The sequence below is a fragment of the Streptomyces sp. KL109B genome (assembly GCF_030766935.1).
Lineage (GTDB): Bacteria > Actinomycetota > Actinomycetes > Streptomycetales > Streptomycetaceae > Streptomyces.
Window position 1 is genome coordinate 634245 of the sequence record NZ_JASERL010000004.1, and the last position, 16434, is coordinate 650678.

The window sequence follows — 16434 nt, forward strand, 5'->3', positions numbered from 1 at the left end:
CCACGCGAAAAGGCGCGACGGGCCACAGTGCTGAGGGTCGCCCGCAGATCCGCCCCTGCCGGGGCTGGGCGCGCAGTTCCCCGCGCCCCTAGAAGCAAAAAGCAAAAAGGCGGCCTCCCGGACGAATCCGGGAGGCCGCCTCGCGCCTAGGACTTACTTGCCCTTGGCGGCTTCCTTGAGCTTGGAGCCCGCCGAAACCTTGACGCTGTAGCCGGCGGGGATGTTGATCGGCTCGCCGGTCTGCGGGTTGCGGGCGGTGCGAGCGGCACGGTGGGTGCGCTCGAAGGTCAGGAAGCCGGGGATGGTGACCTTCTCGTCGCCCTTGGCAACGATCTCGCCGACGGTCTCGGCGAACGCGGCCAGCACGGCGTCGGCGTCCTTGCGGGTCACCTCGGCGCGGTCGGCCAGCGCGGCCACCAGCTCACTGCGGTTCATGTTTGTACTCCCGTGTTCTTCTTGCCGTTGAGGCGTGCCACGCGGCATGGCCGCGTGTTGGGCAACAGCGAAGCCGATGCTGCCAGGGTCTCGGTCAGGCCCAGGACCCGGGTCCGTCTTCCAGACCCATGCGCCTGAAGAGGCATCCTGCCCCTACCCACGGCGGTAAAGCCAATCCGGCACCCCTTGGGGTCACACGGAAAGCTCCACCGCGCCGGTCGAAGGGGCGGGCCGGAGGGCCTGTTTCCCGGCCAGCCTATGGGGCCCGTGGGCCCCGTAAACCGCGACGCGCCGGTAATCAGGCGGTCGTGGCCCCCGTCACAGCCACTCCGGCGGCCTTCGCGGCGTCGCGGACGGCGCCTGCGACGGCTCCCGCGACCTTGTCGTTGAAGACGCTCGGAATGATGTAGTTCGGGTTGAGCTCGTCCTCGGTGACCACGTCGGCCAGGGCCGTCGCGGCGGCCAGCATCATCTCCGTGTTCACCGTGCGCGACTGGGCGTCGAGCAGGCCGCGGAAGACGCCGGGGAAGACGAGGACGTTGTTGATCTGGTTCGGGAAGTCGGAGCGGCCCGTGGCCACCACGGCGGCCGTCTGACGGGCGATCGCCGGGTCGACCTCCGGGTCCGGGTTCGCGAGCGCGAACACGATGGAGCCGTCGGCCATGGCGGCGACGTCGTCGCCGTTCAGCACGTTCGGGGCGGAGACGCCGATGAAGACGTCGGCGCCGACCACGGCCTCCTTCAGCGTGCCGGTGAGGCCCTCGGGGTTGGTGTTGTCGGCGATCCAGCGCAGCGGAGAGTCGCTGTCGGCGTCCTTGAGGTCCTCGCGGCCCGCGTGCACGACACCGTGGATGTCGGCGACGACGGCGTTCTTGACGCCCGCCGCGAGCAGCAGCTTGAGGATGGCCGTACCGGCGGCGCCCGCGCCCGACATGACGACGCGGATGTCGCCCATGTCCTTCCCGGCCACGCGCAGCGCGTTGGTCAGCGCGGCGAGCACGACGATGGCCGTGCCGTGCTGGTCGTCGTGGAAGACCGGGATGTCGACGGCCTCGCGCAGGCGGGCCTCGATCTCGAAGCAGCGGGGCGCCGAGATGTCCTCCAGGTTGATGCCCGCGAAGCCGGGGGCGATGGCCTTGACGATCTCGACGATGGCGTCGGTGTCCTGGGTGTCCAGGCAGATCGGCCAGGCGTCGATGCCCGCGAAGCGCTTGAAGAGGGCCGCCTTGCCCTCCATGACCGGCAGCGCGGCCTTCGGGCCGATGTTGCCGAGGCCGAGCACCGCGGAGCCGTCGGTGACGACCGCGACGGAGTTGCGCTTGATGGTCAGACGCCGGGCGTCCTCGGGGTTCTCCGCGATCGCCATGCACACGCGGGCCACGCCCGGCGTGTAGACCATGGACAGGTCGTCACGGTTGCGGATGGGGTGCTTCGACGCCATCTCGATCTTGCCGCCGAGGTGCATCAGGAACGTACGGTCGGAGACCTTTCCGATCGTGACGTCCTCGATGCCGCGGAGCTTGTCGACGATCTCGTCCGCGTGGGACGTGGACGAGGCCGCGATCGTGACGTCGATCCGGAGCTTCTCGTGACCGGAGGCGGTGACGTCGAGGCCGGTCACCGAGCCGCCGGAGGACTCCACGGCGGTGGTGAGCTGCGAGACGGCGCTTCCGCCCGCGGGCACCTCCAACCGGACCGTCATCGAGTAGGAGACGCTGGGCGCCGTTGCCATGGCCGACTTCCTCTGCTTTCACCGTGTAGCTGTTGCCGTCCGATGGTCGCACCTACCGGCGAGTACGTGGTAGTCGCATCGGATTTTGAAGCTAACGTTCATTCATCTTTCGGAAAGTGGTTTCCACCATACGAGAAGTGAGCGGAAACGGGAAGAGGAAACAGAACGAGGCCCACGTCACGGAAGTGACGTGGGCCTCGACTCACGTATACGACACCGACCCGCCATGCTCGCCTCGCGGCAAGTGGTCCCTCTAAGGGACGATGGTTGGGCCCGGGGGCTTGGATCGAGCCGGTGCCGTCATCAACGGTAACACCGGAGACAGCAGGGGCAAGGGTCAGTCGCGGAGCAGGTCCGGCACCCCGTTCGCGTCCGGTTCGTCCCGGTCCCCCGACACCACCGTGAGCTGCTGCGTAGCCCGGGTCAGGGCGACGTACAGGACCCGCAGACCCGCGGGCGACTCGTCGGCGATCTCGGCCGGGGAGACCACGATCGTGGCGTCGTACTCCAGGCCCTTGGCCTCCAGGGAGCCGAGCGCGACGACGCGCTCGCCGAGCCCGGAGAGCCAACGGGCGGCCTCCTCGCGGCGGTTCATCGCGACGACGACGCCCACGGTGCCGTCGACCCGCTCCAGGAGCCGGGCGGCCTCCTCACGGACGGTGTCGCCGGGCTTGTTCCGTACGACGACGAAGCGCGGCTCCACGCCCGTCGAGCGGACCGCTGACGGGGACTCGGAGCCGGGCATCGCGAGGGCCAGGACCTTCGAGGCGAGCTCGGCGATCTCGGACGGGTTGCGGTAGTTGACCGTCAGCTCGAAGCGGCGGCGTGGCCGGGTGCCGAGGGCCTCGTCGCGGGCGGCGGCGGCCTCGTCGGGGTCGGACCAGGAGGACTGGGCGGGGTCGCCGACGATCGTCCACGTCGCGTGCCGGCCGCGGCGGCCCACCATGCGCCACTGCATCGGCGTGAGGTCCTGCGCCTCGTCGACGATGACGTGCGCGTACTCGGTGCGCTCCTGGGCGAGGCGCTCGGCGCGCTCGCGCTGGGACTCCTCGCGCTGCGGCATCAGCTCCTCAAGGCCGGTGAGCTGGTCGAGCGGGTCGTACTCGCGCTTCTTCTTGGGGCGGGCCGGAGTGCCCACGATGGCGTTCAGCTCGTCGAGGAGGGCGACGTCGTGGACCGAGAGGGCGTCGCGGCGAAGGGACTTGGCGAGCCTGCGGACCTCGCCGGGGTTGAGGACGCGGCGGGCCCAGCGGCCCAGGCGCTTCTCGTCGGACATGGCGGTCAGGACCGTACGAGGGGTCAGCTCCGGCCACCACGCGTCGAGGAAGCGGAGGAACGCGTCCTCGCTCGTGACGTCCTCGTCGAAGGACGAGCGCAGCTCGGCCGCGAGCTCCGGGTCGGAGTGCCGGCTCGCGGCGCCCGACTGCTCCCACAGCGCGTCGAGCAGCAGCTTGCGGGCGCGCGGGCGCAGGTGGTTCACGGGGGCCGTGCCGCCGAGTGCGGCCTGCCGGATGCGGTGCAGGCGGTCCGCCTCCAGCTCCAGGCGGCGGCCGAAGGCGACGACGCGCAGCCGGGTCGGGGTCTCCCGCGCCGTGGCGGCCTCGGGTTCGTCGTCACCGAAGGCGAGTTGCTCCTGGACCGGGGCCGGGGCCTGAGCCGGGCCGCCCGTCTCCAGGGCGCCGCGCGCCGCCTTGCGCAGCACCTTCAGCATCCGCGACGAGCCCTTGACCCGGGCCACCGCGGGCGAGTCGTACACGGCGGCCTCCGCCCCGTCGACCAGCGAGCCGACCGCGCGGATCGCGACCTGGCCCTCCTCGCCGAGCGAGGGCAGCACGCCCTCCGTGTAGGCGACCAGGAGCGGCGTCGGGGACACGATCAGGATGCCGCCCGAGTAGCGGCGCCGGTCCTGGTACAGGAGGTACGCGGCCCGGTGCAGCGCCACCGCCGTCTTGCCGGTGCCCGGCCCGCCCTCGACGTACGTCACGGAGGCGGCGGGCGCCCGGATGACCTGGTCCTGCTCGGCCTGGATGGAGGCCACGATGTCGCGCATCGAGTGGCTGCGGGCCTGGCCGAGGGCGGCCATCAGCGCGCCGTCGCCGATGGCGGGGAGCCGCTCGCCGTCCAGGTACGCGGTGAGTTCGGGGCGCATCAGGTCGTCCTCGACGCCGAGCACCTTGTGGCCCTTGGAGCGGATGACGCGGCGGCGCACCACGCGGCCCGGGTCGACCGGCGTGGAGCGGTAGAAGGGGGCGGCGGCCGGGGCGCGCCAGTCGATGACGAGCGGCGAGTAGTCGGCGTCGAGCACGCCGATACGGCCGATGTGCAGCGTTTCGGCGATGTCGGCGGTGTTGTCCTCGCGCACGGCGCCCTCGGCCGGCTCGATCGCCGTGTACGCGCCGTCCGGGCCCTTCTTGCCGTCCTTGCCCTGGAGCAGGTCGATGCGGCCGAAGAGGAAGTCCTCGAACTCGTTGTTGAGGCGGTTGAGGTGGATGCCCGCGCGGAAGACCTGCGCGTCGCGCTCGGCGAGCGCGCCGGGCGTGCCGACCTGGCCGCGCTTGGTGGCGTCCGCCATCAGGAACTCGGCCTCGTGGATCTTCTCTTCGAGGCGTCGGTAGACGGCGTCGAGATGGTCCTGCTCGACGCCGAGCTCGCGGTCGCGCACCGAGTCCGCGAGCCGTTCGCTCCCTGCGTCACCTGCGTCGTTATCCGATTTCACCGCTGAATCGTGCGGAGCCTGAGCGGCCACCGGGCCCCCTTCTGACGTGCTGGGCAGCCGTCAAAGGTACGCGAAAGGGGCCCCGGAGGGCTACGTGCGGCGTCCGCGCGGTCAGGCGTTCACCTCTACGAGCCGTTTCCCGTCGAGCGTCTCGACCTCGAAGTGGTCGATCTGGTCGGGGTCGAAGGCCGCGCCCCCGTGCACGTACAGCGGGAGCTTGGCGTTCTTGTTCTCGCTGTCGTCGATGCCGTAGCCCCACTTCGGGACGGCCCAGGTGGTGACGGTCTCGCGTTCGCCGTTCTTGCCGACCGCGACGAGGGAGCACTTCAGCGGGCCCTTGACGTTCTGCAGTCGCAGTACGGCGTGGGTGCCCCAGGTCTTCTTCTCCATGCCGATCGTCGCGGTGACGTCGGTCGCCGCGTTCGTGGCCCGCACCTTGTCGGTGATGTGCTCGAAGGCGTCCTTGGCGGGGCTGGTGGAGTGCGCCTCGACCGTGCCGTGGGAGCCGTCGTCGCCTCCGGTCACCGCCATGACGGTCAGCGGGCCGCCGACGATCAGGGCCGCCGCGGCGGCGGCCAGAAAGAAGCCGCGCCTGCGCTTGCTCGCCCGGCGGGTCGCCAGCTCGTCGGCGAGGGACTCCGCGAGGCGGGGGCTGGGGCGGGCGGCCAGGGAGTCGCCGATCTCCGGGGTCGGCAGGCGCGGGGCGCCGCGGTCGGCGGGCAGGTCGGCGAGGGCGGCGAGCATCGGCTCCATGCCCGCGAACTCCTCCAGGTTCCGCGCGCACCGCTCGCACGTCGCCAGGTGCGCCTCGAACGCGCTCGCCTCGGCGTCGTCGAGGATGCCGAGCGCGTAGGCGCCGACGGTCTCGTGCGCATCTCCCATGGGCCCCGTCGGCTCGTGCCCGTACGTCGATGTCATGCCGTCACCCCCCGCTCCTCCAGTGCCAGCTTCATCGAGCGCAGCGCGTAGAAGACCCGCGAGCGCACGGTGCCGCTGGGGATGCCGAGCGTCTCGGCCGCCTCGTTGACCGTACGTCCCTTGAAGTACGTCTCCACGAGTACTTCCCGGTGCGCCGGGGTCAAGTCCTCCAGCGCGTCGGAAAGGGTCATCAGCCACAGCGCCTTGTCGATCTCGTCCTCCGCGGGGATGACCTCCAGCGGCGACGGGTCGACCTCCTGCGGCCGGGCCTGCCGACTGCGGTGGCCGTCGATGACGATGCGCCGGGCGACCGTCACCAGCCAGGGGCGTACCGAACCGGTCGCCCGATTGAGCTGACCGGCGTTCTTCCAGGCACGGATGAGCGTTTCCTGTACGACATCCTCCGCGCGCTGCCGGTCCCCCGCCACAAGTCGGAGCACATAGGCCAGAAGCGGTCGGGCGTGCTCGGCGTAGAGCGCGCGCATCAGCTCCTCGTCCGGCTCGGGCGGCCGGGGCGCACGATGTCGGGCCCGGGGCGGGCGTTCATCGGCCACGGCGGAATCCTTGCGCACGCCTACCTCCGGTGTCCCCAGTTCGACGATCCGGCCATCTCTTCTCGGCTGGGCTCACGGGAGGGATACGCGGATGAACACGCGTGTGTTCAAAGGGAGTTGAGGATCTTCGCGGGTGCGGGTGTCACGCGCGGGCGAGGGCGGCGGCCCTGCGCCGGTGTCTCGCCACCCGCTCCCGGTTGCCGCACACCTCGCTTGAGCACCAGCGGCGCCTGCGGCCGCGCGACGTGTCGAGGTAGATGATCGGGCAGTTGTCGCCCTCGCACTGGCGCAGGCAGTCGCGCACGGCCGGGTCGGTGAGGAGGTCGACGGCGTCCCGGGCGACGGCGGCGAGCAGGGCCGGGCAGCCGGGTTCCATGTGCAGGGACCGTACGAGGGTGCCGTCGGCGGCGCGTACGGCGCGGGGTGCGGGCGGGGCCGCGCGGGCGAGCAGGTTGACCCGTTCCAGGGCACCGGGCGCGGGCCGGCCGGAGAGTTCGCCGCGCACCAACTGGCCGACGTGGCCGCGCAGTTCGCGGAAGGCGGCGAGCCAGGCGGCCGAGCGGTCGGGCAGCGCGGCGTTCTCGGGGACGAGCCCCGCGCCGACCAGCCAGGCGCGCAGCAGGTCGGGCGTGGTGAGGCGTTCGTCGGGGTGTGCGGTGGCGACGAGGTCCAGGCACAGGCGCCCGGAGTCGAAGCGCAACTCGTAGGGGGCCGGGACTGGTGCAGGTGCAGGTGCAGGGGGGCGGGGCCCTGTGGGTACTGCTGCCATGTCCTCTACAGTGCCCGCCCGCGCGCGCGGCCGGAACCCCCGCCGCCGGAACGCGAGTTGACGCCCTAGCCGAACGCGTAGGCGGGAGGGTCGTCGTGCAGGATGCGCTGGAACAGGACGTGGTCGCGCCATTCCCCGTTGATGTGCAGGAACTTGGGGGCGAGCCCGTACCGTTCGAAGCCGCACTTGGCGAGGACGCGCTGGGACGCCGTGTTGTCGACGAGCGTGCCCGCTTCGATGCGATGCAGCCCCAGCTCCTCCCGCCCGGCGCGGCAGACCTCCTCGACGGCGGCGGGGATCAGGCCGCGGCCCCGGTAGTCGGCGTCCGACCAGTAGCCGAGGTTGGCGCTGCACAGCGGGCCGAGGTGGATGCCGCTGAGCGCGACCCGCCCGGCCACCCGTCCCCCCGCGGCGTGATCGAACAACAACCACAACGCCCCGCCCGGCTCGGCGATCCGCTCGACCTGCGCCGCCTCCGTGTAGTAGCCCTGGCTGCGGAACGGCTCCCAGGGCTCCATGAACTCCCGGTTGCGGACGACGGCCTCGGTGAGCGCCGCCGCGTCGTCGGGGACGGCGCGGCGGAGTTCTATGTCGGGGGTGATCAGCATGCCCGTACGGTACGCGCCGCGACCGTGGCCTGGACGCTCGCGCATGGGGGCGCGCGGATCGACGATGTCGGGCGGCGCCGACCGCAGCTTGACTGAGCGCATGACGACATCGGCATCGACGCGTTTCACGGGATGGGTACTGGGGGCGGCCACGGTCGCCATGGGGCTGGCGGCGGGTTCGTTCTACGTGTTCGCGTGCGGCGTGATGCCCGGCCTCGCGCGCGCCGACGACCGTACGTACATCGAAGCGATGCAGGGCATCAACGCCGCCATCCAGAACCCGGTGTTCTTCCTGAGCTTCGTCGGGGCGCTGGTGTGCACCGGGTACGCGGCGTGGCGGGTGCGGCGCCGACAGGCGGTGCGCGGCTGGGTGTTCGCGGCGCTCGTCGGCTACGCGCTGGTGTTCGTGCTGACGTCTGCGGTGAACGTGCCCCTGAACGACACGCTCGCCGCGGCCGGCACCCCCGCGCGGATCGCCGACCCGTCGCGGGTCCGGGAGCACTTCGAGTCCCCCTGGGTGACGTGGAACGCGGTGCGCGCCGCACTGAGCGCCGCCGCGCTCGGCTGCCTTGTGCGGGGGCTCGTGGTGTGGGGACACGCCACCCGTGGCTGAGGTCGCGCAGTTCCCCGCGCCCCTAAAATGCGCACTACGTGCGCCACCCCAGGACCACGAGGCTATGCGCAACGATTACGGGTACGTCCGACCACGGGTAGCCATCTTGGGGGCGCGGGGAACTGCGCAACCGCAACCACGGACGACCACACCCGGGGACGGCCCCCACCACAGGTAGCCCATCTTGGGGGCGCGGGGAACTGCGCAACCTCAGCCACGGGCCACCCGCACCAACGGGGCAGGCCCCACCACGGCGTCCCGGTCACCCGTCCGCGTACTTCGCATCCGCCGCCGCATCCAACGCCAACCGATACCCCCGCTTCACCACGGTCTGGATCAGCTTCGGCGCCCCCAGGGACACCCTGAGCCGCGCCATCGCCGTCTCCACGGCATGCTCATCGCGGCCGGCACCCGGCAACGCCCGCAACAACTCCGCCCGCGACACCACCCACCCCGGCCGCCGCGCCAGCGCCCGCACCAGCGACATCCCCGCGGGCGGCACCGGCCGCAGCTCACCGTCGACCACCACGGCCTGCCCGCGGATCTCCACCTGGTGCCCCGCGACCGGCAACGTACGCGCGCGTGCGGGCAGTTCGTGGCAGAGCAGCTGCACCAGCGGCCCCAACCGGAACCGTTCAGGCTGCACCGTATCCACACCCCGCGCCTGCAACGGCAGCGCCGTCACAGGCCCCACGCAGGCGGGCAGCACATCGTGGTGCAGCGCGGCGAGCAGCTCCGGCGCGAGGCCCCGCTCCTCCGCCCGGTTCAGGAGCGCCGTGGCGGCGGGCGCCGAGGTGAACGTCAGCGCGTCCACGCCGCGCGAGACGGTGGCGTCGAGGAGGCGGTCGACCGGGCCGATGTCCTCCGGCGGCAGCCACCGGTAGACGGGGACGCCGACCACTTCGCCGCCGGCCTCGCGCAGCGCCTCCACGAACCCGGGGAGCGGATCGCCGTGCAGCTGCACCGCCACCCGCCGCCCCTGGACGCCCTCGTCGAGCAGCCGCTCCAGGACCTCCGCCATCGACTCGGACGAGGGCGACCACTCCTCGGTGAGCCCGGCCGCCCGCACCGCGCCCTTCACCTTCGGTCCGCGCGCGAGGAGTTCGACGCCGCGCAGCCGCGCGAGCAGGTCCTCGCCCAGCCCCCAGCCGTCGGCCGCCTCGACCCACCCACGAAAACCGATGGCCGTGGTGGCGACCACCACGTCCGGCGCGTGGTCGATCAACTCCTTCGTAGCCGCCAGGAGTTCACTGTCGTCCGCGAGCGGCACGATGCGCAGGGCGGGCGCGTGCTGCACGACGGCGCCGCGCCGCTGGAGCAGCGCGCCCAGCTCGTCGGCGCGGCGCGCCGCTGTCACGCCCACGGTGAAGCCCGCGAGCGGCCCGTGGGCCCGCTCCGGCTTCGTGGCCTGCTGTTCGTCGTCCATATTGGTTCTCGCCCCGCTCGACGTGTCTGCGAACACCGGGTCCACCGGTGCGTCGTCCGAGCCTGTCAACGCTCCGTGTCAGCCTCGGATCAACGTTATTGCGTGCGTGTTACGGGGGCCAATGTCACACCTCGGCGTAGCTGAGCTGCGGCTTCGCCTCGGCCGCGGAGCTCGCGACGGTGCGCGAAGCGGAGCGGCGAAGGTATACGGCCCAGGTCACCGCGAAGCACACGGCGTAGAAGGCGAGGAAGGCGACGAAGGCCCCGGTGCCGGTGCCCGCCGTCTGGAAGGACTGCCGGAACGCGAGGTTGATGCCGAGCCCGCCGAGCGCGCCGACGGCGCCGATGAGCCCCATGGAGGCGCCGGACAGGCGTCGCCCGTACGCGGCGGCCTCCTCGCCGGTGAGCCCCTTGGCGAGGGCCTTCGCCTGGAAGATGCCGGGGATCATCTTGTACGTGGACCCGTTGCCGAGCCCGCTGAGCACGAACAGGGCGATGAACGCGACGGTGAACAGGGCGAGGGACTTCTCGACCGACGCCAGGGTCACGACACCCGTGGCGACGGCCATGCCGACGAAGTTCCACAGCGTGATGCGCGCGCCGCCGTACCGGTCGGCGAGCTTTCCGCCGACGGGCCGGATGAGGGAGCCGAGCAGCGGCCCGATGAACGTGACTCCGGCCGCCTGGAGCGGCGTACGCCCGAACTGGGTCTGGAGGACGAGCCCGAAGGCGAACGAGTAGCCGATGAAGGAGCCGAAGGTGCCTACGTAGAGGAACGACATAATCCACGTGTGGGCGTCCCGCACGGCCTCCTTCGCGGCCCCGGTGTCGTTCTTCACGGACGCCAGGTTGTCCATGAACAGCGCCGAACAGACGGCCGCGACCACGATCAGCGGAATGTAGATCCCGAGCAGCACGCGCGGTCCGCCGCTCGCGCCGATCACGGCGAGCGCGACGAGTTGCACGACGGGTACGCCGATGTTGCCGCCGCCCGCGTTCAGGCCGAGCGCCCACCCCTTCTTACGAAGGGGGAAGAAGGAGTTGATGTTCGTCATGGAGGAGGCGAAGTTGCCGCCGCCGACGCCGGTGAGCGCCGCGCACCACATGAAGGTGGTGTACGAGGTGCCGGGCTCCATGACCACGAACGCGGCGATCGACGGGACGAGCAGCATGCTCGCCGACATGATCGTCCAGTTGCGGCCGCCGAAGACGGCGACGGCGAACGTGTAGGGCACGCGCGCGAAGGCGCCGACCAGTGTCGCCATGGACACGAGGAAGAACTTCCCCGCCGGGTCGATCCCGTACTCGGGGCCCATGAAGAGGACCATCACCGACCACAGGGTCCAGATGGAGAACCCGATGTGCTCGGACAGGATGGAGAAGGCGAGGTTGCGCCGGGCCACTTTGGCGCCCGTCTCCTCCCAGAACACTTCGTCCTCGGGATCCCACCGCTCGATCCACTTCCGGCTCCGGGTCTGCTCCTTGGGGCCAGGCATCGCACGCCTCCAGGTCACGGTTCGCCACTGACGTTCCCGAAGGTAGGGAGGCGGGATTTCCGGTTCGTGGCCCGAAGTGACCACTGGGGAACTTTGCTCTCACCTGGCGGGGCGTACGGGGGTGAGGCCGGTCGGCGAGTCCGTCATGACGCGGGCGTCCATGACCCGTGCGTCCGCGTCCGGCAGCCACCCGTCCGCGGGCCGCTCCAGCCACCCGTCCTCCGCCGCGAGCGCCGCCGCCGCGGCCCGCAGCGCGTCGATCCCCGGATGCCCGCGCCCCTTGCGCCACACCAGCGACACCGGCGACAGCGGCACCGGGTCGACGAGCGGCCGCAGCACCGAACCCGGCATGCCCGGAAAGTCGATCCCCGTGAGCACCGGGTTCCGGTACTTGGTCATGATCCGGCGGAACTCCTCCTTGCCGACGGCGAGCGGCGCGGGCGGCGCGACACGGATGCCCCGGCCCTCGAACAGCAGCCGGGCGAGGTCGGTCCACTCGGGCGTACGGGGATTGCCCGCGCCCGCGTAGACCGACTCACCGGCGAGGCGGCCGAGCGGGACGGCGTCGAGGTCCGCGAGCGGGTGGTCCTCGGGCAGCAGCACCGCCATCGGCTCGTAGCGCACCGGCTGCTGGTCGAGGCGGGCGCGCACGGCCGCGTCGAGCCCGGCGAACCGGCCGAAGGACACGTCGAGGCGCCCCGCGAGGAGTTCGGCGGCGGCGAAGGTGAGCCCGGACTCGTAGCGGGCCATCAGCTCCTGCTGCGGGGCGAGTTCGCGGGCCCGCGCCAGCACCCGCTCGTGCACGAGCCCCGGGCTGTTGACGTCGACGAGCAGCGGCCGGCCGGTGACGGCGTCGGGCCCGGCGAAGGCCGCGAGCAGCTCGTCCTGCGCCTCGATCGCGCGCCGCGCGTACGGCAGCAGCCGGGCCCCGTCCGCCGTGAGCGTCACCTGGCGTGTGGTGCGGCCGAACAGCTCGGCGCCCAACTCCCGCTCCAGGCGCCGGATGTCGCGGCTGAGCGCCTGCTGGGCGACGTACAGGCGGGCGGCGGCGCGGGTGAAGTGCAGCTCGTCGGCGACGGCGAGGAAGGCGCGCAACAGGCGTGGGTCGACGTTCGCTGGGGACATCCGGCGAACTTACAACGCGGGTGTGTGAATCGGTACCGAGTAGGTGTTGGACCATGGACGTGACCAGCGGCGACGCTCATGGCATGTCCACCGCCACCGCCTACACCCGCCTGTTCACCGTCCCCGGCGCCCGCGCCTTCACCCTCGGCAACCTCATCGCCCGCTTCCCGCAAGGGATGTTCAGCATCAGCGCCGTGATCATGATCTCCGGTTCGCGCGGCTCGTACGCGCTCGCGGGCGCCGTCACCGCCACGGGGCTCGTCGCCAACGCGCTCGTCGGCCCGTGGACGGCCCGCCTCGTGGACCGCCACGGGCAGGCGCGGATCGCGGTCCCCGCGACCCTCGTATCGGCCTGCGGCTCGCTCGCACTGCTGCTGTGCGTGCACTTCGGTGCGCCCAACTGGACGCTTTTCGCCGCTTACTTGGCGTCCGCGACGACCCCCAACACGGGCGGCCTGTCCCGGGCCCGCTGGGCGCACCTGCTGAAGGAGACCCCGGACGACCTGCACACGGCGAACTCCTTCGAGCAGGCGGCGGACGAGCTGTGCTACATGCTCGGCCCGGTCGTGGCCGCCTTCCTGTGCGGCTCGCTCTTCCAGGAGGCCGGCACCCTGATCAGCGCCGTCCTCATGGTGACCGGCGTACTCATCTTCGCCGCGCAACGCGCGACGGAACCGCCTCCCCACGCGCGTACGAAGGCGACGAGAACGCCGCTACGCGCGCGTGGCATGCCGCCCCTGCTGCTCGCCTTCCTCGCCACGGGCGGCATCTTCGGCTCCCTGGAGGTCGTCACCGTCGCCTTCGCCGACGCGCAGGGCCACAAGGTGTGGGCGGGCGGCATCCTGGCGCTCCAGGCGGCGGGCTCCTGCGCGGCGGGCCTGCTCTACGGGGCGTGGAAACCGTCGGGCCCGGCGGCCCGCCGCCATCCGCTGTGCGTGGCGGCGATGGCGGCCCTGATGACGCTGCCGCTGCTCGCGGCCTCGCTCACGGGCTCCTTGTACGTTCTCGGGGGCGCGCTCCTGGTCGCGGGCATGGCGACGGCGCCGACGATGGTGACGGGCATGACCCTGGTCCAACAACGTACGCCCGATGGCCAGTTGAACGAGGGCATGACGCTCGCCGTGACCGGCATCCTCACCGGCATCGCGACCGGCTCGGCCACGGGCGGCGCCGCGGTGGAGCACTGGGGCCCCACCGCGGCGTACACGGTCCCGGTCACGGCGGCGACGTGCGCGCTGCTCCTCGCGCTGTACGCCTACGTACGGTCCGGCCGCCCGCGGGTCAGCACGTGACCGGCTTGCGCCACGAGCACTCCAGGTCGCCGTCCCGCTCGGCGGCCGGGACGGCGCGTGTGGACTTCGGCGCGACGGCCGCCGCCTCCTTGGAGGTGGACTTCGCGAGGGTCACGACGATGGCGTCCTCAAGGGGCTTCACGGAGTCCACGAGGTAGTTGTTCTGGACGATGCTGTAGACGAGCAGCCGCCCGTCGGCGTCCTTCACATAGCCCGACAGCGCGGAGGCCCCGGTCAACGACCCGGTCTTGCCACGGGCGTTGAGGGCGGCCGGGGTGTCGCACATCCGGCTGCGCAGCGTCCCGCCGACGAACCGGTCGGGATCGCAGGCCACCGGCAGCGACTTGTGCCAGTCGGCGTACCAGGGCTCGTCCTGTACGGAGATCAGCAGGTCGGCGAGTTGCCTCGCGGCGAAGTTGTCCTTGCGGGAGAGCCCGGAGCCGTCGACCTGCCGCGCCTTGGTGGCGTCGACGCCCGCGCCCTTCAGGTAGTCGGCGATGGCGTCGATGCCGTCACCCCAACTCCCTGGCTTTCCGGTCGTCTTGAAGCCCATGGCCTTGGTGAGGGACTCGGCGTGCATGTTGTTGGAGAGCTTCATGAAGGGGATCAGCAGGTCCTTCAGCGGCATGGACTCGTGCGCGGCGAGCCGCTTCGCGCCCGCGGGCGTGGCCCGCCCCAGCTTGGTGCCCCCGCCGACCTTCACGCCGTGCGCGGCGAGCGCGTCCCGGAACACGGCGGCCGCGTACCCGGTCGGCTCCCACACGGTCACCCACTCCTTGGTGGTGTCCCCGCCCACCGGCACGGTGCCGCTCACGGTGATGGTGTTCGTCCCGTGCCGCCGCTCGACGGCGACGCTGTCGTCTCCCCCGGCACCGACGGTGGAGGCCTGTACGTCGACGTGGACGTACCGGTTCTTCGGGGTGACGCTGACGGTCGGCTTGTCCCCGGCCTTCGCGCCGGGCTTCACCTCGACGATGACGGTCCCGGTGTCGTAGTCGGTATCGGGCGCGACGCTCAGCGCGCTGATCTGGGCGGCGTAGTACGAGGACTCGTCGTCGCCGCCCCAGGTGTCGCCGATCCGGTGGTCGTCGAAGCGGGTGTCGTCGGCGACGAGCCGCCCGCTCACCCGCTTCACCCCGGCCGCGGCGACCTCGGCGGCGAGCTTGTCGTAGTCGGCGGCGAGGGTGGTCGGATCGCCGGTACCGCGCAGATACAGGTCCCCGTCGAGCGCCCCGTCGCGCACCCGCCCGGCCGCGAGGACGTCGGTGCCGAACCGGTAGTCGGGGCCGAGGACGCCCATGGCGGCGGCGGAGGTGGCGAGCTTCGTGTTGGAGGCGGGCATCAGCCGCCCGGTCGGATTGTGCTGGTACAGGGTCTCGCCGGTCTTCGCGTCGGCCACGACGACGCTCGCCGCGCCACCCTCCATCCGCGCGTCCCCGAGAATCGTGTCGATGGCCTCCGGCAGCCCGCTCGGGCTGGAATCGGCGCCGGCCGGTCCGCCCCAGGAAAGTCCGGCGGCGGCCACGACGAGTACGAGGGGCCAGGCCCATCTACGGGTTCTGGAAAGCGAGTTCCCATCACGTCTACTCATGCCACAGGAGCATCCCGGAACCACAGGGCCCCGCCAAGACCCACTCCACGACAAAGGCCCGACTGCGTTCGCAGTCGGGCCTTGTATCGCATGGGATGAGTGGAGATGGCGGGAATCGAACCCGCGTCCAACGGTGCAGCAGCAGGGCTTCTCCGTGTGCAGTTCGCTTCGATTTTCTCGGCCCCGGTGATCACGCGAACAAGTCGCCGACGGGCCCAGTCACTGTTTGATTTCCCATCGAACCCCGTGACCGGGCTCGATGGTTTAGTTCCCTAGATTATGCCAGGATCCGGGTCGGGAACATCCCCGGGCTGACACCCTTTTAGGGTCCTTCAGTCACTGCTTATTAGGCAGCGAGGGCGAAGGACTGGGAATCGCGCTTAGAATTGGCGATTATTGGTTGCGACATATGGTTAACGAGATCATTGCCGCTTCCTCGACACGCTTCCCCTGCTTCGACATCCGCTGTCGAAACCGATCATCCCCATGTTGATTTTTCAAGGTGGATCTTTCGATCCGGCGCCCCTGCGTGAGGAGCAGTGCCATCGTACGTGACCAACGCGCGACGGGGCCAGCGTATTCCTGACGAACCCCTGGCGGCCGCGTCAGCCCATCCGCTCGTTGTTGCGCTGACGCCGCTTCGCCGCCGCGATCGCCCGGTCCGAGTCCCGCCGGTCCTGCTTCTCGCGCAGCGTCTGCCGCTTGTCGTACTCCTTCTTGCCCTTGGCGAGCGCGATCTCGGCCTTCGCCCGGCCGTCCTTGAAGTAGATCGCCAGGGTCACGATCGTGTGACCGGTCTCCTGGGACTTCGACTCCAGCTTGTCGATCTCGTCGCGGTGCAGGAGCAGCTTGCGCTTGCGGCGCACCGCGTGGTTCGTCCAGGTGCCCTGGTTGTACTCGGGGATGTGGGCGTTGTGCAGCCACGCCTCGCCCCCGTCGATCTGGACGAAGGCGTCGGCCAGGGAGGTACGCCCCTGGCGCAGCGACTTGACCTCCGTGCCGGTCAGGACGATGCCGGCCTCGTAGGTGTCCATGATCAAGTAGTCGTGGCGCGCCTTCTTGTTCTGCGCGACCATCTTGCGCTTGCCGTCCTTCTTGTCGGACGACGCCCCCTTCTTGCCCTGCTTGGGCTGGGACTCCTTCGGTACATACATTGCCTT

Annotated in this window: 14 protein-coding genes and 1 other RNA gene; 2 read left to right on the top strand and 13 right to left on the bottom strand. The window is 71.1% G+C overall.

The annotated features are described in order from the left end of the window. Nucleotides 1-153: 153 nt before the first annotated feature. The 7 genes from RBJ65_RS17500 to RBJ65_RS17530 all read right to left on the bottom strand — a co-directional run bounded on the left by RBJ65_RS17500 (nt 154) and on the right by RBJ65_RS17530 (nt 7732). Nucleotides 154-435, bottom strand: a complete 282-nt coding sequence (locus RBJ65_RS17500) for an HU family DNA-binding protein (protein ID WP_016645140.1) — start codon at nt 433-435, stop codon at nt 154-156. A gap of 298 nt (nt 436-733) precedes the next feature. After that, complete coding sequence (locus RBJ65_RS17505) at nt 734-2167, bottom strand: NAD-dependent malic enzyme (RefSeq protein ID WP_306322383.1); 1434 nt, start codon at nt 2165-2167, stop codon at nt 734-736. 337 nt (nt 2168-2504) lie between these two features. Next, on the bottom strand, nt 2505-4883 hold the full coding sequence (locus RBJ65_RS17510; protein WP_306322384.1) for a UvrD-helicase domain-containing protein: 2379 nt from the start codon (nt 4881-4883) through the stop codon (nt 2505-2507). A gap of 111 nt (nt 4884-4994) precedes the next feature. Next, a complete protein-coding gene (locus RBJ65_RS17515; RefSeq protein WP_306322385.1) occupies nt 4995-5801 on the bottom strand; it encodes a zf-HC2 domain-containing protein in 807 nt (268 codons plus the stop codon). Further along, entirely contained in the window at nt 5798-6373 is a 576-nt protein-coding gene (locus tag RBJ65_RS17520) for a sigma-70 family RNA polymerase sigma factor (protein WP_207829144.1), read from the bottom strand. The genes RBJ65_RS17515 and RBJ65_RS17520 overlap by 4 nt, the downstream gene beginning before the upstream one ends. Nucleotides 6374-6497: 124 nt before the next feature. After that, nucleotides 6498-7124, bottom strand: coding sequence for a CGNR zinc finger domain-containing protein (locus tag RBJ65_RS17525; protein WP_306322386.1), 627 nt, complete (start codon nt 7122-7124; stop codon nt 6498-6500). A 65-nt stretch (nt 7125-7189) separates the two neighbouring features. Next, the gene (locus RBJ65_RS17530; RefSeq protein WP_306322387.1) at nt 7190-7732 is read right to left on the bottom strand and encodes a GNAT family N-acetyltransferase; all 543 of its coding nucleotides are present in this window, start codon (nt 7730-7732) and stop codon (nt 7190-7192) included. Nucleotides 7733-7832: 100 nt separating this feature from the next. On the opposite strand from RBJ65_RS17530, the gene RBJ65_RS17535 reads away from it, so the two are divergent. Further along, complete coding sequence (locus RBJ65_RS17535) at nt 7833-8345, top strand: DUF1772 domain-containing protein (protein WP_306322388.1); 513 nt, start codon at nt 7833-7835, stop codon at nt 8343-8345. Between the two features lie 262 nt (nt 8346-8607). Here RBJ65_RS17535 and RBJ65_RS17540 read toward each other — a convergent pair whose 3' ends face one another. From RBJ65_RS17540 to RBJ65_RS17550, 3 genes are all read right to left on the bottom strand, one after another. Beyond that, a complete protein-coding gene (locus tag RBJ65_RS17540; protein WP_306322389.1) occupies nt 8608-9771 on the bottom strand; it encodes a uroporphyrinogen-III synthase in 1164 nt (387 codons plus the stop codon). Between the two features lie 124 nt (nt 9772-9895). Continuing rightward, entirely contained in the window at nt 9896-11266 is a 1371-nt protein-coding gene (locus RBJ65_RS17545) for a NarK/NasA family nitrate transporter (RefSeq protein ID WP_306322390.1), read from the bottom strand. A 99-nt stretch (nt 11267-11365) separates the two neighbouring features. Continuing rightward, the gene (locus tag RBJ65_RS17550; RefSeq protein WP_306322391.1) at nt 11366-12391 is read right to left on the bottom strand and encodes a LysR family transcriptional regulator; all 1026 of its coding nucleotides are present in this window, start codon (nt 12389-12391) and stop codon (nt 11366-11368) included. An 83-nt stretch (nt 12392-12474) separates the two neighbouring features. On the opposite strand from RBJ65_RS17550, the gene RBJ65_RS17555 reads away from it, so the two are divergent. Next, nucleotides 12475-13683 (top strand): MFS transporter, encoded by a 1209-nt coding sequence (locus tag RBJ65_RS17555; protein WP_306322392.1) that lies wholly within the window; start codon nt 12475-12477, stop codon nt 13681-13683. On the opposite strand, the gene dacB is transcribed toward RBJ65_RS17555, so the two are convergent. From dacB to smpB, 3 genes are all read right to left on the bottom strand, one after another. Then, nucleotides 13673-15274, bottom strand: coding sequence for a D-alanyl-D-alanine carboxypeptidase/D-alanyl-D-alanine-endopeptidase (dacB, locus tag RBJ65_RS17560; protein ID WP_306322393.1), 1602 nt, complete (start codon nt 15272-15274; stop codon nt 13673-13675). The two genes, RBJ65_RS17555 and dacB, sit on opposite strands and share 11 nt — an antisense overlap. A gap of 97 nt (nt 15275-15371) precedes the next feature. Continuing rightward, nucleotides 15372-15760: a transfer-messenger RNA gene (gene ssrA, locus RBJ65_RS17565) on the bottom strand. Nucleotides 15761-15879: 119 nt separating this feature from the next. Next, nucleotides 15880-16428, bottom strand: a complete 549-nt coding sequence (gene smpB / locus RBJ65_RS17570; protein ID WP_306322411.1) for an SsrA-binding protein SmpB — start codon at nt 16426-16428, stop codon at nt 15880-15882. Between the last annotated feature and the right edge of the window lie 6 nt (nt 16429-16434).

Excerpts from the sequence above, each read along its gene's own strand:
- RBJ65_RS17530 (WP_306322387.1), bottom strand. The coding sequence starts at position 7,732 with ATGCTGATCACCCCCGACATAGAACTCCGCCGCGCCGTCCCCGACGAC.
- RBJ65_RS17555 (WP_306322392.1), top strand. The coding sequence starts at position 12,475 with ATGTCCACCGCCACCGCCTACACCCGCCTGTTCACCGTCCCCGGCGCC.
- RBJ65_RS17505 (WP_306322383.1), bottom strand. The coding sequence starts at position 2,167 with ATGGCAACGGCGCCCAGCGTCTCCTACTCGATGACGGTCCGGTTGGAG.
- RBJ65_RS17545 (WP_306322390.1), bottom strand. The coding sequence starts at position 11,266 with ATGCCTGGCCCCAAGGAGCAGACCCGGAGCCGGAAGTGGATCGAGCGG.
- RBJ65_RS17540 (WP_306322389.1), bottom strand. The coding sequence starts at position 9,771 with ATGGACGACGAACAGCAGGCCACGAAGCCGGAGCGGGCCCACGGGCCG.
- RBJ65_RS17515 (WP_306322385.1), bottom strand. The coding sequence starts at position 5,801 with ATGACATCGACGTACGGGCACGAGCCGACGGGGCCCATGGGAGATGCG.
- smpB (WP_306322411.1), bottom strand. The coding sequence starts at position 16,428 with ATGTATGTACCGAAGGAGTCCCAGCCCAAGCAGGGCAAGAAGGGGGCG.
- RBJ65_RS17550 (WP_306322391.1), bottom strand. The coding sequence starts at position 12,391 with ATGTCCCCAGCGAACGTCGACCCACGCCTGTTGCGCGCCTTCCTCGCC.
- RBJ65_RS17535 (WP_306322388.1), top strand. The coding sequence starts at position 7,833 with ATGACGACATCGGCATCGACGCGTTTCACGGGATGGGTACTGGGGGCG.
- dacB (WP_306322393.1), bottom strand. The coding sequence starts at position 15,274 with ATGAGTAGACGTGATGGGAACTCGCTTTCCAGAACCCGTAGATGGGCC.
- RBJ65_RS17525 (WP_306322386.1), bottom strand. The coding sequence starts at position 7,124 with ATGGCAGCAGTACCCACAGGGCCCCGCCCCCCTGCACCTGCACCTGCA.
- RBJ65_RS17500 (WP_016645140.1), bottom strand. The coding sequence starts at position 435 with ATGAACCGCAGTGAGCTGGTGGCCGCGCTGGCCGACCGCGCCGAGGTG.